Genomic DNA, 24805 nt, shown 5'->3' on the forward strand with positions numbered 1-24805 from the left:
AGCTGCGGCCGTTGCCGCCATGACCGCCGCCCGGCTTGCCGCCGAAACGCCGGCCGCCGCCGTTACCGCCGCCCGGACGGCCGCGGCCGCCGTTGCCGCCGCGCGGGGGCGCCGACTTGCGCGGCTCGAAACCTTCGATCACGTTGACCGGCAGCGGCGAGCGCACGAAGCGCTCGATGCGCTTGAGCGCGCCCTGTTCGGCATGGTGCACGAGGCTCACCGCGATACCCGAGCGGCCCGCACGGCCCGTACGGCCGATACGGTGCACGTAGTCTTCCGCGAACTTCGGCAGGTCGTAGTTGAACACGTGCGTGATGCCCGGGATGTCGATGCCGCGTGCTGCGACGTCGGTCGCGACCAGCACGCGCACGCGGCGCTCGCGCAGCGCACGGATCGTGCGGTTACGCGCGCCCTGCGGCAGGTCGCCGTGCAGCGCGGCCGATTCGAAGCCTGCGTCGGCGAGACGGCCGGCGAGCTGGTCGGCGTCGATCTTGGTTGCCGTGAAGATGATCGCCTGGTCGAGCGCGTCGTCGCGCAGCAGGTGATCGAGCAGGCGATCCTTGTGATCGCGGTCGTCGACGTAGTGCACGGTCTGCGCGATGTTCGCGCGCGACTCGAGGCGCTGCTGGATCTCGATGCGCTCGGGGTCCTTCAGCAGGCGGCTCGTCAGCGAACCGATCTTGCCGTCGAGCGTGGCCGAGAACAGCATCGTCTGGCGCGACGCGGGCGTCGCGGCGACGATCGTTTCGATATCGTCGATGAAGCCCATGTCGAGCATGCGGTCGGCTTCGTCGAGCACGAGCATCTTCAGTTCCGACAGGTCGATACGGCCGCGCTCGAGGTGATCGAGCAGGCGGCCCGGCGTGGCAACCAGGATTTCCGGGTTCTTCGCGAGCAGCATCAGCTGCTGGCCGTAGGCGACGCCGCCGAGGATGCTGACCGTGCGCAGGCGCTTCAGGTGCTTGCCGTAGGTCGATGCGGCCGTGGTGACCTGCATCGCGAGTTCGCGGGTCGGCGTCAGCACGAGCAGGCCCGGGCGCGCGACGGGTTGCGGGCGGCGCACGCGGCGGTCGCCCTGGTTCGGTTCGCGCGGCGCGCGCGGTTGCTGCGCCAGCGTCTTCTGGAGCTGCGCGAAACGTTCGATCGCGGGCAGCATGAATGCGGCCGTCTTGCCCGAACCGGTCGGGCTCGACACCAGCAGGTCGCGGCCGGCGATGCCGGCCGGAATCGCGCGCTGCTGGACCGGCGTCGGCTTCACATAGCCGGCGGCCTGCAGCGCGGAGACGATCTCCGGCGACAACCCGAGCGACGCGAAGCTCGGCTCGTCCGACGCCGGTTCGACCGCGGCCGGTGCGGCGGCGTCGTCGAGACCGAGCGCCTGGTCGGCGATCGCGTTGAGCGGGCTGGAGTTGATGCTCGAAGTCATAACAATCCTTGAAACACAGTGGGTGAAACGTCGGCGCCAATCGCGCATACCCAAGTCGTCGGATTCAGCGAGCAAATCGGGAAACGGGTGCAATCCGCCGAACAGTCGGCGGATGAGGCATTAGAAGCTGTTTTGGGTGCGGCGCGCTTCAGGAGCGGGGCCGCCAGCCTGATAAGTGACGACCGCGAGGGTCGAAGCAGGAGGGGACAGGTTCTAAACCGGATTGGAGCTTAACGCTACGAGGCGTCGGGCCGGAACGGCATGCGAGCCGAGCGCGGAGGTGACGCAGGCCGCATTATAAAGAGATTTGCTGCGCTGCGCCACTGATTTGATTGCCTATTGCGAACGGCGTGGTTCGGTCAGGAAGCCGTGCCGTTTTTCAGCGATTCGACGAGTTCGATGTACTGCTGCTTCGCGGCATCCTGCGACGTGCCCTTCAACGCATCCCATGCGTCGTACTTGTATTTGCCGACGATGTCGGTGAAGCCCGGCTTGTCGCCGTGCGCATCGCCGTCGGTCGCCTGCTTGAAGAGCGCGTACAGACGCAGCAGGGTCAGGTTGCCCGGCCGTTCCGTCAATTGCTTGACGTCGATCTGGGCCTGGTCGAATTGGGCGGTGAGTTCGCTCATCAGGTGTCTCCGTAAGGGTTTCAGGTCGGGCGATCTTAACAAGCGGATCGCCGCGCGGGGTCGAGCGATCCTTCCAAACCGCCGCCGGCGCCGCGCGCGTGCACGGATCGGGCCCGATCGCCCGTGGGAGCGGGGCGCCGCATTACAATGTCGGCCATGACGCAAACAGTGCTCCTCGCCATCGATACGTCGACCGAATACTGCTCGGTCGCGCTGCTGCGCTCGGCCCATGCCGATGACGCCGTTTCCACCCCGCAAACCTGGGTCCGTCACGAACAGACGGGCGCCGTGTCGAGCACGCGCGTGCTGCCGGCGATCCAGGAACTTTTCGCCGAATCCGGGTTGACGCTCGCCGACTGCGACGCGATCGCGTTCGGCGCGGGCCCCGGCTCGTTCACCGGCCTGCGTACCGCGACCGGCATTACGCAGGGCCTCGCGTTCGGGCGCGGGCTGCCGGTCGTGCCGATCGGCACGCTGCTCGCGTGCGCGGAGCACGCGCGGCTGCGCGCGCCCGGCACGACCCGCGTGCTTGCCGCGCTGGACGCGCGGATGGACGAAGCCTACTGGGCGGACTTCGCGTGGGACGACAGCGCCGGCGACTGGCGCACGCTGCATCCGGCGTCGCTCGATGCGCCGGGCGCCGTCGGCGTGCCCGACGCGCCGTTCACGCTCGCGGGCAATGCGGCTGCCGCGTTCGGCGCACAGTTGCCGGCCGCGGCGCGCGCGGCCGTGATCGACGGCGAAGCGTTGCCGCATGCGCTGGCGGTCGCGCATGCCGCGCTGCGCGCGTTCCGCGCCGGGCGCACGGTGCCGGCCGATCAGGCCGCGCCCGAATACGTGCGCGACAAGGTCGCGCAGACGACTGCCGAGCGGGTCGCGGCACGGGCCGCGCAGACGGGCGGAGCGAAGGGATGACGGGGGTACTGCTGAGCGACCGCTATCTGGCGCCGATGACGGACGCGGATCTCGACGAGGTCGTTGCGATCGAGCAGGTCGCGTACGAATTCCCGTGGAGCCGCGGCAACTTCGAGGATTCGTTGCGCAACGGCTATCTGGGCGTGTGCCTGCGGCACGTGACGGGCTCGCTGATCGGTTATTGCGTGCTGATGCCCGTGATCGACGAGATGCACCTGCTGAACCTGTGTGTCGCGCCGGCCGCGCAGCGCGCGGGCGCGGGCCTCGCGCTGCTGCGCGAGGCCGTGCGCATTTCGCGCGCGGAGCGGCTCGACGGCGTGCTGCTCGAGGTGCGGCCGTCCAATCCGCGCGCGATTCATTTGTACGAGCGTTTCGGCTTCGTGACGATCGGCCGGCGCAAGAACTACTATCCGGCGAAGCATCGCAGCCGGGAGGACGCGATCGTGATGCGTCTGACGCTGAACAAGAACGAGGGGGACGCGCATGGTGTGGGCTGAAGCGGCGCTCGAGGAAATGGGCCTCGCGCAGATCTGGGTGCGGCGCGGGCAGCGCGCGGACGAAGGCGCGGCAGCCGACGCGGCCGCCGTGGCGCAAACCGGTACGGCGGACGACGTTTCCGCCGTTGCGGCCGAACGGCCGGCGCGCGCGGTGCGTGCACCGGTGCAAGACGATGCGCCGCCGGCGGCCGTGCGAGCCGTAGAGGCCGCGCCGGCTCGCGAGTCGGGCATACCGGCTTCGGGCGTACCGGCACCGGGCGTACCGGCACCGGGCGTACCGGCTTCGGGCATACCGGCTTCGGGCATACCGGCTTCGGGCATACCGGCTTCGGGCGCACCGGCGCGCCGTGTCGTCGATGGCGATCGCACGCTCGCGCCGGCGGGTTCCGCCGATGCAATGCCGCCGATGGACGACGCGCCGCTTGCCGGAGAAGACGATTTCGCGTGGTTCGACGCGGCGCCGCCGGGCGAGCCCCTGCCGGCCGAATCGCGTCCCGCCGGAACGCCGGTTGCGATGCTCGACTGGGATGCGCTGGCCGCGCGCGTGCGCGACTGCACGCACTGTCGGCTGTGCGAGAAGCGGACCAACACCGTGTTCGGCGTCGGCGACCGTGAAGCGGACTGGATGTTGATCGGCGAAGCGCCGGGCGAGAACGAGGACAAGCAGGGCGAGCCGTTCGTCGGCCAGGCCGGCAAGCTGCTCGACAACATGCTGCAGTCGCTGGCGCTCAAGCGCGGCGACAACGTGTACATCGCGAACGTGATCAAGTGCCGGCCGCCCGGCAACCGCAACCCGGAACCGGACGAGGTCGCAAGCTGCGAGCCTTATCTGCAGCGCCAGGTCGCGCTCGTGAAACCGAAGCTGATCGTCGCGCTCGGGCGCTTCGCCGCGCAGACGTTGCTGAAGACGGATGCCAGCATCGCGTCGCTGCGCGGCCGCGTGCATGCGTACGAAGGCGTGCCGGTGATCGTCACCTACCACCCGGCGTACCTGTTGCGCAGCCTGCAGGACAAGTCGAAGGCGTGGGCCGACCTGTGCCTCGCGCGCGACACGTTCCGGCGCGCAGAGGGTGGCGACGCGAACGGGCCGGCCGGGCAATGACGACCGGCGCGGCGTTCGCATTCGTCGATACGCTGCGCGACGCCGCGGTTCGCGATCTGGGCTGGCTGCTCGCGAGCCCGAGCCTGCTGACCGCGGCACCCGGCGCGCCGCTTGCGCATCCGTGGCCGGATGCGGCAGGACAGTCGGCTGTCGAGACATGGCTCGCCGCGCTCGATACGGCGCCCGAGGCGCTGCACCGCGCGCTCGACGGGGTGCGGCCCACCCGGCTCGGCCGCTACGCCGAATGCCTGCTCGAGTATTTCCTCACGCACGGACCGTCGCTGCGGCTCGTTGCGGCCAATCTTCCGCTACGCAGCAACGGCCTGACGCTCGGCGAAGTCGATTTTCTCGTCGATGCGCCGGGCGGGCATCGCCTGCACTGGGAACTCGCGGTGAAGTGCTATCTGTGCGCGCCGGTGCGCGACGGCGCGTCGCTCGCCGACTTCGTCGGCCCCAATCTCGTCGACCGGTTCGACCGCAAGCGCAGCCGGTTGCTCGACCACCAGCTGCGGCTCGGCGATCGCGCCGGGTTTGCGCTGCTCGGCTACGGCGCGCCGTCCGACGCACAGATGTTCATCAAGGGCTGGCTGTTCTATCCGCACGGCGCACCGTTGCCGCCGGTGTCCGCCGAAATCTCGCCGGATCACCCGCGCGGTTTCTGGCTGACGCATGCGCAGTGGCCGGCGTGGGCGGCCGCGCAGCGTGCCGGCGTTGCCTGGAGCGTGTTGCCGCGGCTTGCTTGGCTTGCACCGCGGCGTGTTGCAGCCGGCGCCGGTTTCGAACCCGAACCTCTCGCGGCCGCACTCGAACTGCCGCCCGTGCTGGCGACGCGTCAGGCTCCCGACCTGATCGGCATTTATGAACAGGGCAGCGATGGCACGTGGCGCGAGACGGCGCGCGGCTTCGTCGTACCCGACGACTGGCCGGCGCGTGCGCAGGCATTCGCGGCGCAGGACAACTGACGCCGCGTCAGGCGGCGCTTACCACCAGCGATGGAAGTGATGAACCGGGCCGACGCCGTGGCCGACGTCGAGGCGGCCGCTCGCGGCGATCGCGCCGGTCAGGTAGGTCTTCGCTTCGCGCACCGCGCTTTCGAGGTCGGGCTGCTGCGGCAGCAGCGCGGCAATCGCCGACGACAGCGTGCAGCCCGTGCCGTGCGTGTTGCTGACCGGCACGCGCGGGCCGTCGAGCCGCACGGTGTGCGCCGCATCGACGAGCCAGTCGGGGCTCGCGGCCGCGTCGGGCAGGTGGCCGCCTTTCATCAGCACGGCGCGCGCGCCCGTCTGCAGCAGTGCCCGGCCTTGCCGGACCATGTCGTCTTCAGTGGTCGCGGGTGCGTCGCCGAGCAGCGCGGCCGCTTCGGGCAGGTTCGGCGTGACGACGGTCGCCAGCGGCAGCAGCGCGTCGCGCAGCGCGTCGACCGCGTCGGGCGCGAGCAGCGCGTGCGAACTCTTCGAGATCATCACCGTGTCGAGCACGACGAAGCGCGGCGCGTAACGGCGCAGCGCGTCGGCCACCGCGTGCACGATCGCCGCGTTCGCGAGCATCCCGATCTTGACCGCATCGATGCGGATGTCGTCGAACACCGCGTCGAGCTGCGCGGTCACGAACGCGGCGTCCGGCGCGTGCACGCCCGTCACGCCGCGCGTGTTCTGCGCGGTCAGCGCGGTGATCACGCTGGCGCCGTACGTACCGAGCGCGGAAAACGTCTTCAGGTCGGCCTGGATGCCCGCGCCGCCGCCCGAATCGGAGCCGGCGATCGTCAGGATGTTGGGTATCGGGTGCGTCATGATGGCAACGCGCCGGTTCGAAGACCGGCGCTGGCGGACGGAAACGGGAAGTGTAGCGTCAGTGCCGCGCTTCGCCGATCAGCGCGACCGAGTCGAACTGACGCTGGTTCGCCTGGTGGCGGCGCATCACGAGCCACATCGTCAGGCAGACGAACGTGCCGAACAGCACGATCACGACGCCGACCGGCACGTCGAGCCACACGAGCACCGCATACAGGCACAGCATCACGAGCACCGACAGGTTCTCGTTGAAGTTCTGCACCGCGATCGAATGGCCGGCCGACAGCAGCACGTGGCCGCGATGCTGCAGCAGTGCGTTCATCGGCACGACGAAGTAGCCCGACAGCGCGCCGACGCCGATCAGGAAGATGTACGCGACGATCAGGTAGACGGGCATGCGCAGATGGCCGAAGTGCACGGCCCAGTGCGACGGGAACAGGTCGCGCGTGTAGAACGCCATCAGCATCACCGCGATGCCCATGATGATGCCGACGGGCAGCACGGTCAGCGACTTCTTCAGCGGGATCCGGGCGGCGGCGGCGATCGCGCCGGCCGCGACGCCGACCGCGACCACGGCCTGCAGGATCGCGCCTTCCGACAGCGACATGCCGAGCGACACCTCGGCCCATTTCAGCACGATGAACTGCAGCGTCGCGCCCGCGCCCCAGAACAGCGTCGTGACCGCCAGCGAGATCTGGCCGAGCTTGTCGCGCCACAGCACCATGAAGCAGTCGGCGAAATCCGTGAGGAGCTTGACCGGGCCGCGTTCCTGCTTCGGATAGCGGGCGCCCGTATCGGGAATGCGCAGGTTGAACAGCGCGGCGATCACATAGATCGCCATGATGATCGCCATCGCCGCTTCGGCGGGCGTGCCGATCCAGCCGGGCGTGTGCGCGATCACGTGCGATGCGATGTGCGGGCTGATCAGCGCGCCGCCGAGCACGGTGCCGAGAATGATCGAGCTGACGGTCGTACCTTCGATCCAGCCGTTCGCGGCGACCAGCCGATCGGCCGGCAGCAGCTCGGTGAGAATCCCGTATTTGGCGGGCGAGTAGGCCGCCGCGCCGAATCCGACGATCCCGTACGCGATCAGCGGGTGAGCGCCGAACAGCATGATCATGCAGCCGACCACCTTGATCGAGTTGGTGATGAACATCACGCGTCCCTTCGGGCGCGAATCCGCGAAAGCACCGACATACGCCGCCAACACTACATAGGACAACACGAAGAACAGCTTCAGCAGCGGTGTCATCCAGTTGGGGGCGTGGAGGTCTTTCAGCAGGGCGATGGCGGCGATGAGAAGCGCATTGTCGGCCAGCGACGAGAAAAACTGCGCGGCCATGATGGTGTAAAAACCTTTTTTCATCTGATGCGATGCTTTCGTCGCTGCGGCAGGGCCGCGTAGGCCGCCTGATATGCGATCGGCTTATTCCGTTCGAAATGGGTTGTGCGCACGGCTTTATAACATGAAAATACGCCAATTCGGACTAGCAAGATTCCCCGATCGTTCCGCAAATTGTCGGCTTCGGTGCTCAAAAGGCGCGGTAAGCTGATGATTCGCAAGCGTCTTTACGTAAATTTCCTATGCCGCGCCCGATCTCCGCCACCATCCACACCGCCGCTCTCGCGAACAATCTCTCCGTCGTCCGCCGCTTTGCCGGCCCGTCCAAGGTCTGGGCGGTCGTCAAGGCCAACGCATACGGCCACGGTCTCGCCCGCGCGTTTCCCGGCCTGCGCGGCACCGACGGCTTCGGCCTGCTCGACCTCGACGAGGCCGTGAAGCTGCGCGAGCTCGGCTGGGCCGGCCCGATCCTGCTGCTCGAAGGCTTCTTCCGGTCGACCGACATCGACGTGATCGACCGCTACAGCCTGACGACGACCGTCCACAACGACGAGCAGATGCGGATGCTGGAAACGGCGCGGCTGTCGAAGCCCGTCAACGTGCAGCTCAAGATGAACAGCGGGATGAACCGGCTCGGCTACCTGCCGGAAAAATACCGGGCGGCCTGGGAGCGCGCCCGCGCGTGCCCCGGCATCGGCCAGATCACGTTGATGACCCATTTTTCGGACGCGGACAACGAGCGCGGCGTCGCCGAGCAGCTCGCGACGTTCGAGCGCGGCGCGGAAAACATTGCCGGCGCGCGCTGTCTCGCGAATTCGGCCGCCGTGCTGTGGCATCCGGATACGCACTTCGACTGGGTACGGCCGGGGATCGTGCTGTACGGCGCGTCGCCGTCCGGGCTGTCGTCCGATATCGCCGACACGGGGCTGAAACCCGCGATGACGCTCGCGTCCGAGCTGATCGCGGTGCAAACGATCGGGAAAGGCCAGGCCATCGGCTATGGCTCGACGTTCTCCGCGCAGGCGCCGATGCGGATCGGCGTCGTCGCGTGCGGCTACGCGGACGGCTATCCGCGCGTCGCGCCCGAAGGCACGCCCGTGATCGTCGACGGCATCCGCACGCGTATCGTGGGCCGCGTGTCGATGGACATGATCACCGTCGACCTGACCCCGTGCCCGCAGGCCGGCGTCGGCGCGCGCGTCGAGCTGTGGGGCAATACACTGCCGATCGACGACGTCGCCCGTCATTGCGGCACGATCGGCTACGAGCTGATGTGCGCGGTCGCCGGCCGCGTGCCCGTGCGCGCGGAATAAGGGCGTCGCGCGTGGCCAAACAGAAAACCGTCTACGTCTGCAGCGAGTGCGGCGGGCAGACCCCGAAGTGGCAGGGGCAGTGTCCGTCGTGCCAGGCCTGGAATACGCTGGTCGAATCGGTCGCCGAGTCGCCGTCGGCCCACCGTTTCCAGTCGCTCGCGAAGCGGGCGCCCGTCCAGCGCCTCGTCGATATCGAAGCGGCCGACGTGCCGCGCTTCTCGACCGGCATCGGCGAATTCGACCGCGTGCTCGGCGGCGGGCTGGTCCCCGGCGGCGTCGTGCTGATCGGCGGCGACCCGGGCATCGGCAAGTCGACGCTGCTGCTGCAGTCGCTCGCGGACATCGCGAGCGAACGGCGCGCACTCTATATCAGCGGCGAGGAATCGGCCGCGCAGATCGCGTTGCGCGCGCAACGGCTTGCGCTGCTCGACGGCGGTACGCCGGCGGCCGAGCTGCAACTGCTCGCCGAGATCCAGCTCGAAAAGATCCAGGCCGCGATCGACGCGGAGCGGCCCGACGTGGCCGTGATCGACTCGATCCAGACCGTCTATTCGGAAGCGCTCACGTCGGCGCCGGGCTCGGTCGCGCAGGTGCGCGAATGCGCGGCGCAGCTCACGCGCATCGCGAAACAGTCGGGCACCGCGATCATCATGGTCGGGCACGTGACGAAGGAGGGCAACCTGGCCGGCCCGCGCGTGCTCGAGCACATCGTCGACACGGTGCTGTATTTCGAGGGCGACACGCATTCGTCGTTCCGGCTCGTGCGCGCGTTCAAGAACCGCTTCGGCGCGGTCAACGAACTCGGCGTGTTCGCGATGACCGAGCGCGGGCTGCGCGGTGTCGCGAATCCGTCCGCGCTGTTCCTGTCGCAGCACGAGCAGATCGTGCCCGGCTCGTGCGTGCTCGTCACGCAGGAAGGCACGCGCCCGCTGCTCGTCGAAATCCAGGCGCTGGTCGATACCGCGCACGTGCCGAACCCGCGCCGGCTCGCGGTCGGCCTCGAACAGAACCGGCTCGCGATGCTGCTCGCGGTGCTGCACCGGCATGCGGGCATCGCGTGCTTCGACCAGGACGTGTTCCTCAATGCAGTGGGCGGCGTGAAGATCACCGAACCGGCCGCCGACCTCGCGGTGCTGCTCGCGATCCATTCGTCGATGCGCAACAAGGCGCTGCCCAAGGGGCTGATCGTGTTCGGCGAAGTGGGGCTGGCGGGCGAGATCCGGCCGTCCCCGCGCGGGCAGGAGCGGCTGCGCGAGGCGGCGAAGCTCGGCTTTACGGCCGCGCTGATCCCGAAGGCGAATGCGCCGAAACAGCCGATCGAAGGGCTGAACGTGATGGCTGTCGAGCGGATCGAGCAGGCGATCGACCGCGTGCGCGATCTCGAGTGATCGGCCCGGCAGCCGCGCGGGCTGTGCCTGTCGGCGATCTGTCGCGTAATTCTCTGTAAAGAATATGTAGGCTGCTGTAACCCGCCGGACATCGCTTTTCCCTATCCTTTGCCGGATTGTCGAACCGCGCAATGCGAAGGGAACCTATGTTGAAATCGTATGGGGAAGCGCCGGGCGGACGCCTTTACAACCTGCGCGGCTGCCGCGTGTCGGAGCCGATTCGCCAGCCCTGGGGCGGCGGATGCCGGATCGTCGAATGGATCGACGAGGAAGGGCGCCTGGCGCGCAAGGTCGTGTCCGAGGACGTGACCGAAGCGGAAGTCGCCGCGGCGATCCGGCGGCCGACCGAAGGGCGCCGGTACCTGATGGGCGACGACGAGCAACTGCCGCGCGACACGCTGCCGCGGCGCTGAGCCGGCAGGCGGTCTGCGAACCGACGGACAAGGGCAGCAAAAAGGCCGGGCCAGTGCGCCCGGCCTTGTCGCATGCGGGCCCGGCGCGGACCCGATGGCTTGTCGAAGAACCGGTGCCGCCAGCGCGCCGGGCCGGCGGCACTGCGGCCGCGTTCAGCCGATCTGTTCGAGCCCTTCGTGCGCGGCGAGCCAGTCGGCCTCGATCGTTTCGAGACGCGTGTTGACGTCGCCGAGCTTGCGGATCGCGTCGGTCAGCTCCGTCTTGCGCGCGGCCTCGTAGCTCGCCGGATCGGCGACGAACGCGTCGAGGCGCGCCTTCTCCGCGTGTAGCGTCTCCATTTCCTTTTCGAGCTTCGTGATGCGCGACTGCAGCGGTTTTTTCAACACCGACAGGCGCTGCCGCTCCTCGGCGGCCTGACGCTTCTGGTCCTTGCGGTTCGTTGCGGCGCCCGCGCCCGACGAGGCCGCGCTGTCGGCCTTCGCGGCCGCGCGCTGCTCGGCCGCATGCTGCAGCAGCCAGTCGCGGTAATCGTCGAGGTCGCCGTCGAACGGCTGCAGCCGGTGCTTTGCGACCAGCATGAACTGGTCGGTCGTCGCGCGCAGCAGGTGGCGGTCGTGCGATACGAGGATCAGCGTGCCTTCGAACTGCGCGAGCGCCATCGTCAGCGCGTGGCGCGTTTCGAGATCGAGGTGGTTCGTCGGTTCGTCGAGCAGCAGCAGGTTCGGCTTCTGCCAGATGATCAGTGCGAGCGCGAGGCGCGCCTTTTCTCCGCCCGAGAACGGGCCGACGGCACTCGTCGCCATGTCGCCCGAGAAATTGAAGCCGCCGAGGAAGTCGCGCAGCTCCTGCTCGCGCGTGTCGGGCGCGAGCCGCGCAAGATGCGCGAGCGGCGAATCGTCCTCGCGCAGCGTTTCGAGCTGATGCTGTGCGAAATAACCGATCGTCAGCCCCTTGCCCTCGCGGACGTCGCCCGACAGCGGTGCGAGCGTGCCGGCCAGCGTCTTGATCAGCGTCGACTTGCCCTGGCCGTTCGCGCCGAGCAGGCCGATGCGCTGCCCGTTCTGGATCGACAGCGCCACGCGTTCGACGATCGGGATGTCCGCGCCGTCGTCGGCATGGTAGCCGCAGCGGACGTCTTCCATCACCATCATCGGGTTCGGCGCGGCGTCGGGCGTGCGGAATTCGAACGTGAACGGCGATGCGATGTGCGCGGGCGCGATCAGCTCCATCTTCTCGAGCGCCTTCATCCGGCTTTGCGCCTGCTTGGCCTTGGTGGCCTTGGCCTTGAAGCGGTCGACGAAGCTCTGCAGGTGCTCGATCGTCTTCTGCTGCTTTTCGTATGCGCTTTGCTGCAGCGCCAGTTGCTGCGCGCGCAGCACTTCGAATTGCGAGTAGTTGCCGCCGTAGCGCTTCACCTGGCGGTTTTCCAGGTGCAGCGTGACGTTGCAGATCGAATCGAGGAATTCGCGGTCGTGCGAGATCACGACGAGCGTGCCGGGGTAGCGGTGCAGCCAGTCTTCGAGCCAGACGATCGCGTCGAGGTCGAGGTGGTTGGTCGGTTCGTCGAGCAGCAACAGGTCGGAGCGGCACATCAGCGCCTGCGCGAGGTTCAGGCGCATGCGCCAGCCGCCGGAGAAGCTGGCGACGGGCTCGCGGGTCTGGGCGAGCGTGAAGCCGAGGCCGAGCAGCAGCGCTTCGGCGCGGGCGGGCGCGGTGTAGCCGTCGGCATCGGCGAAGGCCGCGTGCGCGTCGGCTTCGGCGGCGCCGTCATGCGCGGCGGACGCGGCCGCGATGCGCGCCTCGATCTCGCGCAGCGCGGCGTCGCCGTCGAGCGTGTAGTCGAGCGCCGAGCGGTCGACCGCGGGCGTTTCCTGCGACACGTGGGCGATCCGCCACGACGGCGGCATCGAGAAATCGCCGGCGTCCGAGTGCAGCTCGCCGCGCAGGACCGCGAACAGCGTCGACTTGCCGGCGCCATTCGCGCCGATCAGGCCGGCTTTCTCGCCGGGATTGAGCACGAACGAGGTCGACTCGAACAGCGGCTTGGTGCCTCGCGCAAGGCTGAACTGATTGAAACGGATCACGGCGGAAATGACTGGCCAAAACCGCTATTCTAGACTGCGCGCCGCTCTTGCCGGGCATCGGCCGCTCGGCGGATGCCGCAACGGCGCGATTTCGCCTAGACTCCATGTCGATCCGGTTTCGTAAAAGGAGTGCCCGATGTCCACCCTGTATTCGTTCAGCGCAGAGACGCTCGCCGGCGCGCCGGTTTCGCTCGACGCGTATCGCGGCAAGGTGCTGCTGATCGTCAACACTGCGAGCGAGTGCGGTTTCACGCCGCAATACGCGGGCCTGCAGAAACTGTACGACCACTACGCGGCGCGCGGCTTCTTCGTGCTCGGCTTCCCGTGCAACCAGTTCGGCAAGCAGGAGCCCGGCGACGCCGCGCAGATCGGCGCGTTCTGCGAGCGCAATTACGGCGTCACGTTCCCGATGTTCGCGAAGATCGACGTGAAGGGCGACCATGCGCATCCGCTGTACCGCTACCTGACCGACGAGGCGCCCGGCATTCTCGGCCTCAAGGCGATCAAGTGGAATTTCACGAAATTCCTGATCGACCGGGAAGGGCGCATCGTCAAGCGCTACGCGCCGTCGACCAAGCCCGACGAAATCGCCGCGGATATCGACAAGCTGCTGTGACGGCGGGCGCTGCCGTCCTCCCTGCGGCTACAGGATCGGCGCGAACAGTCGCGCGACGTGCATCGCGATCCGCCGCCATGCGGGCGACTGGCGGTACTCGTTCGCATCGACGCCGTACGCCTGCGCGAAGTCGGCATCGAGCATCGTCTCGACCTCGTCGGCGAATGCGCGGTCGACGGTCAGCACCATGATCTCGAAGTTGAGTCGGAACGAGCGGTTGTCGAGATTCGCGCTGCCGATCGCCGCCGCGATGCGGTCGATCAGCACGACCTTCTGGTGCAGGAAGCCGGGCCGGTAGCGGAACACCTTGACGCCCGCGTCGATGAGGTCGCGCGCATACAGCTTCGACGCCTCGAACACCACGTAGTGATCGCGCCGGCTCGGGATCAGGATGCGCACGTCGACGCCGCGCATCACCGCGAGCTTCAGCGCGCAGAGCACGGCTTCGTCGGGGACGAGGTACGGCGAGGTGATCCAGATCCGCTCGCGCGCGGCATTGATCGCCTCGACGAAGAACAGCGAGCCGGTTTCCTGCTTGTCAGCCGGCCCCATCGGCACCACGAGGCAATGCATGCCGTCGCCGGGCTGCGCGGGCGGCGGCAGCGCGAGCGGCGGCAGTTTCTGCGTCGCCCAGTGCCAGTCTTCGGCGAACACGTACTGGATGCTCGCGACCACGGGGCCGCGGATCTCGATGTGCGTGTCGCGCCACGGCGACAGGCGCGGCTTCGCGCCGAGATATTCGACGCCGACGTTGTGGCCGCCGACGAACGCGCGATTGCCGTCGACCACGACGATCTTGCGATGGTTGCGGAAGTTGAGCTGGAAGCGGTTGACGAACTTGCGATTGGTCGCGAACGGATGGACCTCGACGCCGCCCCGGCGCAATGTGTCGACGTAGCTGTGCGGCAGGTCGAAGCTGCCGATGCTGTCGTACAGCAGGCAGCAGCGCACGCCGGCCGCCGCACGCGCCAGCAGCGCGTCGCGCAGCATCTGGCCGAGCGCATCGTCGCGCACGATGAAGAACTGGACGACCACGTAGTCGCGCGCGCCATCGATCGCCGACAGGATCGCCGAGAACGTCGCGTCGCCGTTCACGAGCGTGCGCACGGAATTGCCACCGAGGAACGGCATGCCGCCGAGCCGCGTGAGCGCGAGCACGGCGGCTTGCCCGAGCGCATCGGCGGCCGGCCCGTCGGTCGCGTCGGCCGCATCGGTAGTGAGCCACGGCGAGCGCGGTGTGTGCGTGCGCAACAGTTCCAGCTCGTGGCGCCGTGCGTCGACATAGCCGGAGAACTTGCTGCGGCCGAGGAACAGGTACGGAATGAGCGTCAGGTACGGCATCGCGGCGAGCGACACGGCCCACGCGATCGCGCCTTGCGACGTGCGCGTGTTCATGATCGCGTGGCATGCCGCGACGATCCCGAGCACGTGGATGGTCAGGATCAGGGTGCCGAGATGTAGCCAGTCGAGGGTCATGGGCGCGTGGCGGACTCCTGAGGTCGTGCGGCGCGGCGGCCGCTTACGCGCATCTTACCCAACCGTGCGGCGCAGCGGTGCGCCGCACGGTCAGGGAGCCGGGCGGTTCAGCCCTTGCGCGGCAGGTCCGACGCCTGGATCAGGAACACGGTGTCGTCGCCCGCGCTGGTGGGCAGCCACGTGAGTTCGAGGCCGCCGAACGCGGCTTCGACGTGCTCGCGCTCGTTGCCGATCTCGACGACGAGCACGCCGTCGTCGTGCAGCCAGCGGTGCGCTTCGGCGACGATGCGTCGCACGATGTCCATCCCGTCCTCGCCGCCCGCGAGCGCCATCTCCGGCTCGTGCCGGTATTCGGGCGGCAGCGCGGCCATCGACGACGCGTTCACGTACGGCGGGTTCGTCAGGATCACGTCGTAGCGTGCGCCGGGGTCGGTGCGGAACGCGGGCAGCGGCGCGTAGAGATCGCCGCGGTGCAGCGCGATGCGGTCTTCGAGGCCGTAGTCGCGCACGTTGATCTCCGCGACTTCGAGTGCCTTGTCGGACAGGTCGACCGCATCGATCTCGGCGTTCGGGAACGCGCTCGCCGCGAGGATCGCAAGGCAGCCGGAGCCCGTGCACAGTTCGAGCACCGCGCCGACCTGCTCGGGATCGGCGACGTACGGCTGCAGCCCGTCGTCGAGCAGCTCGCCGATGAACGAGCGCGGCACGATCACGCGTTCGTCGACGTAGAAGCGGTGGCCATGCATCCAGGCTTCGTGCGTCAGGTACGCGGCCGGCACGCGGTCGGTCGCGCGCCGTTCGATCACGGCGAGCACGGCCGCGATTTCGTCGGGCAGCAGCCGCGCGTCGAGGAACGGCTCGAGCGTGTCGAGCGGCAGGTCGAGCGTATGCAGCACGAGGTAGGCCGCTTCGTCGTACGCATTGTCGGAGCCGTGGCCGAAGGCGAGCTTCGCCTTCGAGAAGCGCGTGACCGCGTAGCGCAGCAGGTCGCGGACAGTGGCAAAAGGTGTCGTCATGCGAGGCTCCATCAGGCGATCAGTTGTTCGAGCACGCGGCGGTACACGTTCTTCAGCGGGTCGACGAAGCGCACTTCGATGTGCTCGTCGATCTTGTGGATGCTGCCGTTCGGCGGGCCGAACTCGATCACCTGCGGGCAGATGCGCGCGATGAAGCGGCCGTCCGACGTGCCGCCCGTGGTCGACAGTTCGGTCGTGATGCCGGTCTCGGTACGAATCGCGTTTTCCAGCGCATTCGACAGCTCACCGCGCGGCGTCAGGAACGGCAGGCCGCTCACCGACCACTTCAGCGTGTATTCGAGGCCGTGCTTGTCGAGGATCGCGTGCACGCGCGCCTGCAGGCCCTCGACCGTGCTCGCGGTCGAGAACCGGAAGTTGAACAGCAGGTCGGCGTGGCCGGGGATCACATTGGTCGCGCCGGTGCCTGCGTGCAGGTTCGACACCTGCCAGGTGGTCGGCGGGAAATATTCGTTGCCTTCGTCCCACTGCTCGGCGGCGAGCTCGGCGAGCGCCGGCGCGAGCAGGTGGATCGGGTTCTTCGCGAGGTGCGGATACGCGATATGGCCCTGCACGCCCTTGACGACCAGCTCGCCCGACATCGACCCGCGGCGGCCGTTCTTGACGACGTCGCCGAGCTCGGCGGTCGACGTCGGCTCGCCGACGATGCAGTAGTCGACGCGTTCGCCGCGCGCCTGCAGCAGTTCGACGACCTTCACGGTGCCGTCGGTGGCCGGGCCTTCCTCGTCGCTCGTGATCAGGAATGCGATCGCGCCGCGGTGGCCGGGATGGGCCGCGACGAATTCCTCGGACGCGACGACGAACGCCGCGAGCGACGTCTTCATGTCGGCCGCGCCGCGGCCGTACAGCTTGCCGTCGCGATGGGCGGGGATGAACGGCGGCGAGGTCCACTGCTCGAGCGGGCCGGTCGGCACGACGTCGGTGTGGCCCGCGAACGCGAGCAGCTTGCCGTCGCGGCCGTCGGCGCCGCGCTTGACGGCCCACAGGTTGGTCACGCCGTGCGACGCGATGGTCTCGCATTCGAAGCCGAGCGCGGCGAGGCGCGCGGTCATGATCTGCTGGCAATGCTGGTCGTCGGGCGTCACGGACGCGCGGGCGATCAACTGTTCGGTAAGGGCTAGGGTGGCGGACATGGTTCGGACCACTTTCGATAAAAAATGCCGGCGCGGTGGCCGGCAGCGACAAGACGTCGTGCCGCGCCGACAGGCGCGGCGCGGGCGGCCCTATGCGGCAAACAGCGCCGCGTATTGATCGGCCGCGAAGCCGAGCGATTTCACGCGGCCGTTGACGACGAGCACGGGGCGCTTGATGACCGACGGCTTGTGGATCATCAGCGCGACCGCGCCGGTCTTCGTTTCGGCGGCCGCCTTCATCGCGTCGTCCAGGCCGCGCCACGTGGTGCCGCGCTTGTTCACGAGCGCGTCGAGCGACACGTCCTTCAGCCAGTCTTCAACCAGCGGCGCGCTGACGCCGAGCTTCTTGAAATCGTGGAACTCGAATTCGACGCCGTGATCGTCGAGCCACACGCGGGCCTTCTTCACGGTGTCGCAGTTCGGAATGCCGTAGACGACCACGGTGTGCGGCTTCGCCATCAGTCGCCTCGCAGCAGCTCGTTCAGGCCGACCTTCGCGCGGGTCTTCGCGTCGACCTTCTTGACGATCACCGCACAGTACAGGCTGTGCGAACCGTCCTTCGACGGCAGGTTGCCGGCGACCACGACCGAGCCGGCCGGGATGCGGCCGTAGCTGACTTCGCCCGTTTCGCGGTCGTAGATCTTCGTGCTCTGGCCGAGGTACACGCCCATCGAGATCACCGAGTTTTCCTCGACGATCACGCCTTCGACGACTTCCGAGCGCGCGCCGATGAAACAGTTGTCCTCGATGATGACGGGGTTCGCCTGCAGCGGCTCGAGCACGCCGCCGATGCCGACGCCGCCCGACAGGTGCACGTTCTTGCCGATCTGCGCGCACGAACCGACCGTGGCCCACGTGTCGACCATCGTGCCTTCGTCGACGTAGGCGCCGATGTTCGTGTACGACGGCATCAGCACGACGTTCTTCGCGATGAACGAGCCGCGGCGCGCGATGGCCGGCGGGACGACGCGGAAGCCGCCCGCGGCGAAGTCTTCGGCCGTGTAGTTCGCGAACTTCGACGGTACCTTGTCGTAGAACTGCGAGTAGCCGCCGGCCGCCATCGGTGCGTTGTCTTCCAGGCGGAACGACAGCAGCACGGCCTTCTTCAGCCACTGATGCACGGTCCAGTTGCCGTCGATTTTCTCGGCGACGCGCAGTGCGCCGCGGTCGAGCTGCTCGATCGCGTGAGCGACGGCCTCGCGGACTTCCGCGGGCGCGGCCTTCGGCGACAGCTCGGCGCGGTTTTCCCAGGCGGTATCGATGATTTGCTGAAGTTGTTGCGACATGTTCGTTTTCGCAGGAGATGGATGGAATTGATCGGGATGGACGATTACCGCGCGAGAGAACGGCAGAAATCGACGATGCGTTGCGCGCCCTCGACGCATTCGGGGGTGCCCGCGACGAGCGCGATCCGGATGAAATCGCGGCCCGGGTTCGACCCGTGCGCATCGCGCGCCAGGTACGAGCCGGGCAGAACCGTCACATTATAGTCGGCGTACAGGCGGCGGGCGAACTCGGTGTCCGACAGCCCGGTGCGCGATACGTTGGCCCACAGGTAGAACGCGGCGTCGGGCAGTTTCACGTCGATCACGTCGGCGAGCATCGGCGTGACCGTATTGAACTTCTGCAGGTACAGCGCGCGGTTCTCGCGCACGTGCGCCTCGTCGTTCCACGCGGCGATGCTGGCGTGCTGCCAGACCGGCGACAGCGCGGCGCCGTGGTACGTGCGGTACAGCAGGAATTTCTTCAACAGCGCCGCGTCGCCGGCGACGAAGCCCGAGCGCATGCCCGGCACGTTCGAGCGCTTCGACAGGCTCGATAGCATCACGAGCCGCTCGAAGCCGCGGCCGAGGCGGTGCGCGGCCTCGAGGCCGCCGAGCGGCGGCGCCGCTTCGTCGAAATAGATTTCCGAATAGCACTCGTCCGACGCGATCACGAAACCGTGGCGGTCGGACAGCGCGAACAGCTCGCGCCAGTCGTCGAGCGTCAGCACGGCGCCCGTCGGGTTGCCCGGCGAGCACACGTACAGCAGCTGCGTGCGCGCCCAGACGTCGTCGGGCACGGCCGCGTAGTCGCACGCGAAGTTGCGGGCCGGGTCGCTGTTCGCGAAATAGGGTTCGGCACCGGCCAGCAGCGCCGCGCCTTCGTAAATTTGATAGAAGGGATTCGGACAGAGTACGATCGCCTTCTCGCCCTGCCCGGACGGGCGCGCGTCGATCACGGTCTGCGCGAGCGAGAACAGCGCCTCGCGCGACCCCGACACGGGCAGCACCTGCGTGGCCGGATCGATCGCCGGCAGCCCGTAGCGGCGCTCGAGCCAATGCGCGATCGATGTGCGCAGCGCGTCCGAGCCGGCCGTGGCCGGGTACGACGCGAGGCCGTCGAGCGCGGCCACGACGGCGTCGCGGATCAGCGCCGGGGTCGGGTGCTTGGGCTCGCCGATGCCGAAGCTGATCGGTTTGAGGTCGCCGGAGGGCGTCACGTCCTTGAACAGGGCGCGCAGCTTTTCGAAGGGATAGGGCTGGAGCGAGTCGAGTCGAGGGTTCACGGGCGAAGCGGCCATCGCGGCCGGTTGGAGCGAAAGAAGCGGCGGGCGTGCCGCGCGGCTGCGAACGGGCGCCGACGGCGCGCGGGTCGCAACGAACGATTATAGCGTGACGGAATGCGGTCACGGCCCGCCGGAACGGCGGCCGGGCCGGTCGAATAAAGGGTATCGAACCAAATGAATAACGCGGTACGCGGCAGCCTGCCGACGCTGGCCATCCTGATCGGCGCGTCGGTATGGGGTCTGATCTGGTATCCGTTGCGGATCCTCGCGTCGCTCGGCGTGACGGGCACGCTGGCGAGCGCGCTGACGAGCCTCGTCGCGTTCCTGTTCGTGATCGTCACGCGGCACCGCACGATCGCGACGCTGCGCTGGCACTGGGTGCTGCCGGGCATCGCGGTGACGGCCGGCGTGACGAACCTCGGTTTCGTATGGGGCACGATCCACGGCGAGGTGCTGCGCGTGATGCTGCTGTTCTACCTGACCCCCGCATGGACCGCGATCTACGCGCACTTCCTGCTGCGCGAGCGGTTGACCTGGGCCGGCGCGGGGCTGGCGGCGCTGTCGATCGGCGGCGCGATGCTGATGCTGTGGTCGCCGACGCTCGGCTTGCCGCTGCCGGCCAACCCGGCCGAATGGGCCGGTCTCGCGGCCGGGCTGAGTTTCGCGATGAGCAACGTGCTCGTGATCAAGGCGAGCCGCGAGCTGCCCGGGATGCGCGCGGAGATGCGCACCGCGACGCTGTTCGGCGGTGCGGCGGTATTCGGCGCGATCGCGTCGCTGTTCGAAGGGCTGCCGGCCGCACCGGCGGGCGGCCAGCTCGGCGTCGCCGCGCTGATCGTCGCCGCGATCGGCGTGACGATGGCGGCGAACAACCTGCTCGTGCAATACGGCCTCGCGCGCGTGCCGGCGAACCGCGCGTCGATCATCATGCTGTTCGAGATCGTGATCACCGCGCTGTCGGCGTGGGTGTTCGCCAACGAGCTGCCGACCGCGCGCGAGTGGGCGGGCGGCGTGTGCATCGTGCTGGCGACGCTGCTGTCGAGCCGGGTCCATCGTGCCGCGCCGGCACCGGGCAAACCCGGCGACGGTCGGGACGGCGCACGCGCGATGGTATGATGGAAGCCGTTTGCGGGGCCCAACGCTGTATGCGCGCGGCCCCGCTTTTGAATTCCGGGGCGCGTCGCGCGCATGGGCCGTCCGGCCCCGCGCAGCACGGCCCCGTCCGTTTCACACCTTCTTCACATCCGATACCGCCGTGCGTCTGAGCTCGATCAAACTCGCTGGCTTCAAATCCTTCGTCGATCCCACGCATTTCCAGGTTCCGGGCCAGCTTGTCGGCGTGGTGGGCCCGAACGGGTGCGGCAAGTCCAACATCATCGACGCCGTGCGCTGGGTGCTCGGCGAGTCGCGCGCGTCCGAGCTGCGCGGCGAATCGATGCAGGACGTGATCTTCAACGGCTCGACCGCCCGCAAGCCCGGCAGCCGGGCAAGCGTCGAGCTGATCTTCGACAACTCCGACGGCCGCGCGGCCGGGCAGTGGGGCCAGTACGGCGAGATCGCCGTGAAGCGCGTGCTGACGCGCGACGGCACGTCGAGCTACTACATCAACAACCTGCCGGCGCGCCGCCGCGACATCCAGGACATCTTCCTCGGCACCGGCCTCGGGCCGCGCGCGTACGCGATCATCGGGCAGGGCATGATCGCGCGGATCATCGAGGCGAAGCCGGAAGAGCTGCGCGTGTTCCTCGAGGAAGCCGCGGGCGTGTCGAAGTACAAGGAACGCCGCCGCGAAACCGAGAACCGCCTGCACGACACGCGCGAGAACCTGACGCGCGTCGAGGACATCGTCCGCGAGCTCGGCGCGAACCTCGAGAAGCTCGAGGCGCAGGCCGTCGTCGCGACCAAGTACAAGGAACTCGTCGCCGACGGCGAGGAGAAGCAGCGCCTGTTGTGGCTGCTGCGCAAGAACGAGGCCGCCGGCGAGCAGCAGAAGCAGCAGCGCGCGATCGAACAGGCGCAGATCGACCTCGAGGCGCAGACGGCCAAGCTGCGCGAGGTCGAGTCGCAGCTCGAGACGCTGCGCGTCGCGCATTACTCGGCGAGCGACGCGATGCAGGGCGCGCAGGGCGCGCTCTACGAGGCGAATGCCGAGGTGAGCCGCCTCGAAGCCGAAATCAAGTTCATCGTCGAATCGCGCAATCGCGTGCAGGCGCAGATCGCCGCGCTGAACGCGCAGCGCGAGCAATGGCGCGCGCAGGCCGAGAAGTCGCAGGACGAGCTCGAGGAAGCCGAAGAGGCGCGCGCGATGGCCGACGAGAAGGCCGCGCTCGCCGAGGACAACGCAGCCGCGAAGCACGACGCGCTGCCGGCGCTCGAGGCAAAGTGGCGCGACGCGCAGGCGCAGCTCAACGACGAGCGCGCGCGGATCGCGCAGACCGAACAGTCGCTGAAGCTCGAAGCCGCGCACCAGCGCAACGCCGACCAGCAGCTCCAGCAGCTTCAGCAGCGCCATGAGCGCCTGAAGAGCGAAGCGGGCGGGCTCGATGCGCCTGACGAGGCGCAGCTCGAGGAGCTGCGCATGCAGCTCGCCGAGCAGGAAGAAATCCTCGCCGAAGCGCAGGCGCGTCTCGTCGACGCGCAGGAAACGGTGCCGCGCCTCGACGGCGAACGCCGTGCCGCGCAGGAGCGCGTGCAGGCCGAAGGCGCGCAGATCCACCAGCTCGAGGCACGCCTTGCCGCGCTGAAGCAGCTTCAGGAAAACGTGCAGACCGAAGGCAAGGTGCAGCCGTGGCTCGACAAGCACGAGCTCGGCGCGTTGCCGCGCCTGTGGAAGAAGCTGCACGTCGAAGCGGGCTGGGAAGCGGCGCTCGAAGCCGTGCTGCGCGAGCGCCTCGCCGCGCTCGAAGTGTCGAATCTCGACTGGGTGAAGGCGTTCGCGACCGATGCGCCGCCCGCGAAGCTCGCGTTCTACGCGCCGCCCGCGGCCGGCGAGCCGCTTGCGGCGGTGGCCGGGCTGCGTCCGGTGCTGTCGCTCGTGCGCATCGACGACGCGGGCATTCGCGCGGTGCTGAACGACTGGCTCGGCAACGTCTATGTCGCCGACGACGTCGCGCAGGCGCTTGCGACGCGCACGCAACTGCCGGCAGGCGGCGCATTCGTCGTCAAGGCCGGCCATATCGTCACGCGCGTCGGTGTGCAGTTGTACGCGGCCGATTCGGAGCAGGCCGGGATGCTGGCCCGCCAGCAGGAAATCGAAAACCTGACGCGCCAGGTGCGTGCGCAGGCACTGCTCGCCGACGACGCGCGCACGGCCGCCGTGCGCGCGGAAGCCGCGCACACGCAGGCCACGCAGGCGCTCGGCGACGTGCGCGCGCAGGCCGAACGTGCGACGCAGCGGGTGCATGCGCTGCAGATGGACGTATTGAAGCTCGCGCAGGCGCACGAGCGCTATACGCAGCGCAGCACGCAGATCCGCGAGGAACTCGAGGAAATCGGGGCGCAGATCGAAGAACAGCGCGCGCTGCGCGCGGAGTCGGAAGCGAATTTCGAACGCTTCGACGGCGAACTCGCGGAGCTGCAGGCACGCTTCGAGGACAACCAGCTCGCGTTCGAATCGCTCGACGAATCGCTGACGCAGGCGCGTCAGGAGGCGCGTGACCTGGAGCGCGGCGCGAACGACGCGCGCTTCGCCGCACGCAACGCGGTGACCCGGATCGACGAGCTCAAGCGCAGCATCCAGGTTGCGCACGAGCAGAGCGAGCGTGTCGCCGCGTCGCTGGAAGACGCGCGTGCCGAGCTCGAGACGATCAACGAGCAGACCGCGCACACGGGCCTGCAGGACGCGCTCGAGATTCGCGCGGTGAAGGAAGAAGCGCTGCAGGCCGCGCGGATCGAGCTCGACGACCTGACCGCGAAGCTGCGCGCGTCGGACGAGCAGCGTCTCGTCGCCGAGCGTTCGCTGCAGCCGCTGCGCGACCGCATCACCGAGCTGCAGCTGAAGGAGCAGGCCGCGCGCCTGTCCGTCGAGCAGTTCGCCGAGCAGCTCGCGACGGCCGAGGTCGACGAGGCCGCGCTGAGCGAGAAGCTGACGCCGGATCTGAAACCGTCGTACCTGCAGGGCGAGGTCACCCGGCTCAACAATGCGATCAATGCGCTTGGCCCGGTGAACATGGCCGCGCTCGACGAGCTGAAGGCCGCGAGCGAGCGCAAGGTGTTCCTCGACGCGCAGTCAGCCGACCTGATCGACGCGATCACGACGCTCGAGGACGCGATCCACAAGATCGACCAGGAAACCCGCACGCTGCTGCAGGGCACCTTCGACGAGGTCAACCGCCACTTCAGCGACCTGTTCCCGCGCCTGTTCGGCGGCGGCCAGGCGAAGCTGATCATGACGGGCGACGAGATCCTCGATGCCGGCGTGCAGGTGATGGCGCAGCCGCCCGGCAAGAAGAACGCGACGATTCACCTGCTGTCGGGCGGCGAGAAGGCGTTGACCGCGACCGCGCTGGTGTTCGCGATGTTCCAGTTGAACCCGGCGCCGTTCTGTCTGCTCGACGAGGTCGACGCGCCGCTCGACGACGCGAACACCGAACGTTTCGCGAATCTCGTGCGCGCGATGTCCGACAAGACGCAGTTCCTGTTCATCTCGCACAACAAGATCGCGATGGAGATGGCGCAGCAGCTGATCGGCGTGACGATGCAGGAGCAGGGCGTGTCGCGGATCGTTGCGGTGGACATGGAAACCGCGGCGGGTTTTGCCCAGAATTGACGTTTGACGAAACCGGATCGCGTTCGCGCGGCGCATGGGCGCCCGTTCGCGATCCCGACGAAAAAGAATTGCTGATGGAGCGTGCATGGACGAGTTGACACTCGGTTTGATCGGCGCGGGCGCCGTCGTGGTGGGCGGCGTCGTGGTCTACAACGCATGGCAGGGCGCGAAGGTGCGGCGCAGGATGCCGCGCCCGATGCCGGACGAAGCGGCCGAGGCGATGAACCGCCCCGAGCGCGACGAAGAGTTGCCGTTCATCGAGCCGGTGCGCCAGCCGGCGCGCCGCGAGCCCGCGGCACCGGTCGCCGCGCCGGCCGCGCCGGCCGAAGC

21 protein-coding genes and 1 pseudogene are annotated in these 24805 nt (G+C 68.4%); 11 read left to right on the forward strand and 11 right to left on the reverse strand.

The window, feature by feature from the left end; translation table 11 throughout:
- Both ACPUER_RS31530 and ACPUER_RS31535 read right to left on the reverse strand, forming a co-directional pair.
- The coding region (locus tag ACPUER_RS31530) for a DEAD/DEAH box helicase (protein ID WP_425133013.1) at positions 1-1426 on the reverse strand (1426 nt) is incomplete at its 3' end.
- Positions 1427-1785: 359 nt separating this feature from the next.
- Positions 1786-2055 carry an acyl-CoA-binding protein gene (locus ACPUER_RS31535; RefSeq protein WP_011352486.1) on the reverse strand — a complete coding sequence of 90 codons (270 nt, stop codon included), beginning with the start codon at positions 2053-2055 and terminating at the stop codon, positions 1786-1788.
- A gap of 147 nt (positions 2056-2202) precedes the next feature.
- Here ACPUER_RS31535 and tsaB point away from each other — a divergent pair, with 147 nt between their 5' ends.
- From tsaB to ACPUER_RS31555, 4 genes are read left to right on the forward strand one after another with little or no spacing between them, the layout of a single operon-like run.
- Positions 2203-2970 (forward strand): tRNA (adenosine(37)-N6)-threonylcarbamoyltransferase complex dimerization subunit type 1 TsaB, encoded by a 768-nt coding sequence (tsaB, locus tag ACPUER_RS31540; protein WP_175961171.1) that lies wholly within the window; start codon positions 2203-2205, stop codon positions 2968-2970.
- On the forward strand, positions 2967-3467 hold the full coding sequence (rimI, locus tag ACPUER_RS31545) for a ribosomal protein S18-alanine N-acetyltransferase (RefSeq protein WP_175961169.1): 501 nt from the start codon (positions 2967-2969) through the stop codon (positions 3465-3467). The genes tsaB and rimI overlap by 4 nt, the downstream gene beginning before the upstream one ends.
- Complete coding sequence (locus ACPUER_RS31550) at positions 3454-4569, forward strand: uracil-DNA glycosylase family protein (RefSeq protein ID WP_425133014.1); 1116 nt, start codon at positions 3454-3456, stop codon at positions 4567-4569. Before rimI ends, ACPUER_RS31550 begins: the two co-directional genes overlap by 14 nt.
- Positions 4566-5531: a DUF1853 family protein gene (locus ACPUER_RS31555; protein WP_425133015.1), complete on the forward strand. Its 966-nt coding sequence runs from the start codon at positions 4566-4568 to the stop codon at positions 5529-5531. The genes ACPUER_RS31550 and ACPUER_RS31555 overlap by 4 nt, the downstream gene beginning before the upstream one ends.
- Positions 5532-5549: 18 nt before the next feature.
- Here the strand turns inward: ACPUER_RS31555 and thiD are convergent, their stop codons facing one another.
- Both thiD and lplT read right to left on the reverse strand, forming a co-directional pair.
- Positions 5550-6359 carry a bifunctional hydroxymethylpyrimidine kinase/phosphomethylpyrimidine kinase gene (thiD, locus tag ACPUER_RS31560; RefSeq protein WP_204423685.1) on the reverse strand — a complete coding sequence of 270 codons (810 nt, stop codon included), beginning with the start codon at positions 6357-6359 and terminating at the stop codon, positions 5550-5552.
- A gap of 58 nt (positions 6360-6417) precedes the next feature.
- Complete coding sequence (gene lplT / locus ACPUER_RS31565) at positions 6418-7725, reverse strand: lysophospholipid transporter LplT (protein WP_175961162.1); 1308 nt, start codon at positions 7723-7725, stop codon at positions 6418-6420.
- A gap of 218 nt (positions 7726-7943) precedes the next feature.
- On the opposite strand from lplT, the gene alr reads away from it, so the two are divergent.
- The 3 genes from alr (at position 7944) to ACPUER_RS31580 (ending at position 10815) form a co-directional block, all read left to right on the forward strand.
- A complete protein-coding gene (gene alr / locus ACPUER_RS31570) occupies positions 7944-9014 on the forward strand; it encodes an alanine racemase (protein WP_175961160.1) in 1071 nt (356 codons plus the stop codon).
- Positions 9015-9025: 11 nt separating this feature from the next.
- Positions 9026-10402 carry a DNA repair protein RadA gene (gene radA, locus ACPUER_RS31575; protein ID WP_072437254.1) on the forward strand — a complete coding sequence of 459 codons (1377 nt, stop codon included), beginning with the start codon at positions 9026-9028 and terminating at the stop codon, positions 10400-10402.
- Positions 10403-10548: 146 nt separating this feature from the next.
- Positions 10549-10815 carry a DUF2866 domain-containing protein gene (locus tag ACPUER_RS31580; RefSeq protein ID WP_034184728.1) on the forward strand — a complete coding sequence of 89 codons (267 nt, stop codon included), beginning with the start codon at positions 10549-10551 and terminating at the stop codon, positions 10813-10815.
- 153 nt (positions 10816-10968) lie between these two features.
- On the opposite strand, the gene ACPUER_RS31585 is transcribed toward ACPUER_RS31580, so the two are convergent.
- Entirely contained in the window at positions 10969-12900 is a 1932-nt protein-coding gene (locus tag ACPUER_RS31585; RefSeq protein WP_425133016.1) for an ATP-binding cassette domain-containing protein, read from the reverse strand.
- 136 nt (positions 12901-13036) lie between these two features.
- Here ACPUER_RS31585 and ACPUER_RS31590 point away from each other — a divergent pair, with 136 nt between their 5' ends.
- Positions 13037-13516, forward strand: coding sequence for a glutathione peroxidase (locus ACPUER_RS31590; protein ID WP_425133017.1), 480 nt, complete (start codon positions 13037-13039; stop codon positions 13514-13516).
- A gap of 27 nt (positions 13517-13543) precedes the next feature.
- Here ACPUER_RS31590 and cls read toward each other — a convergent pair whose 3' ends face one another.
- The 6 genes from cls to dapC all read right to left on the reverse strand — a co-directional run bounded on the left by cls (position 13544) and on the right by dapC (position 19722).
- Positions 13544-14992 (reverse strand): cardiolipin synthase, encoded by a 1449-nt coding sequence (cls, locus tag ACPUER_RS31595; protein WP_425133018.1) that lies wholly within the window; start codon positions 14990-14992, stop codon positions 13544-13546.
- 107 nt (positions 14993-15099) lie between these two features.
- Positions 15100-16008, reverse strand: a complete 909-nt coding sequence (gene prmB, locus ACPUER_RS31600) for a 50S ribosomal protein L3 N(5)-glutamine methyltransferase (RefSeq protein WP_175961152.1) — start codon at positions 16006-16008, stop codon at positions 15100-15102.
- 11 nt (positions 16009-16019) lie between these two features.
- Complete coding sequence (dapE, locus tag ACPUER_RS31605; RefSeq protein ID WP_310143348.1) at positions 16020-17159, reverse strand: succinyl-diaminopimelate desuccinylase; 1140 nt, start codon at positions 17157-17159, stop codon at positions 16020-16022.
- A gap of 90 nt (positions 17160-17249) precedes the next feature.
- Positions 17250-17618, reverse strand: a complete 369-nt coding sequence (locus ACPUER_RS31610; RefSeq protein ID WP_034184733.1) for an ArsC family reductase — start codon at positions 17616-17618, stop codon at positions 17250-17252.
- The gene (dapD, locus tag ACPUER_RS31615) at positions 17618-18445 is read right to left on the reverse strand and encodes a 2,3,4,5-tetrahydropyridine-2,6-dicarboxylate N-succinyltransferase (protein ID WP_111016716.1); all 828 of its coding nucleotides are present in this window, start codon (positions 18443-18445) and stop codon (positions 17618-17620) included. The genes ACPUER_RS31610 and dapD overlap by 1 nt, the downstream gene beginning before the upstream one ends.
- A gap of 44 nt (positions 18446-18489) precedes the next feature.
- Positions 18490-19722 (reverse strand): succinyldiaminopimelate transaminase, encoded by a 1233-nt coding sequence (gene dapC / locus ACPUER_RS31620; RefSeq protein WP_425133019.1) that lies wholly within the window; start codon positions 19720-19722, stop codon positions 18490-18492.
- 159 nt (positions 19723-19881) lie between these two features.
- Here dapC and ACPUER_RS31625 point away from each other — a divergent pair, with 159 nt between their 5' ends.
- The 3 genes and pseudogenes from ACPUER_RS31625 to ACPUER_RS31635 all read left to right on the forward strand — a co-directional run.
- On the forward strand, positions 19882-20823 hold the full coding sequence (locus tag ACPUER_RS31625) for a DMT family transporter (protein ID WP_175961144.1): 942 nt from the start codon (positions 19882-19884) through the stop codon (positions 20821-20823).
- 139 nt (positions 20824-20962) lie between these two features.
- Positions 20963-24475, forward strand: coding sequence for a chromosome segregation protein SMC (gene smc, locus ACPUER_RS31630; protein ID WP_175961143.1), 3513 nt, complete (start codon positions 20963-20965; stop codon positions 24473-24475).
- An 85-nt stretch (positions 24476-24560) separates the two neighbouring features.
- Positions 24561-24805, forward strand: a pseudogene (locus ACPUER_RS31635) (cell division protein ZipA C-terminal FtsZ-binding domain-containing protein); the annotation flags it as partial.

Source organism: Burkholderia sp. DN3021 (assembly GCF_049805555.1).
GTDB lineage: Bacteria > Pseudomonadota > Gammaproteobacteria > Burkholderiales > Burkholderiaceae > Burkholderia > Burkholderia pyrrocinia_C.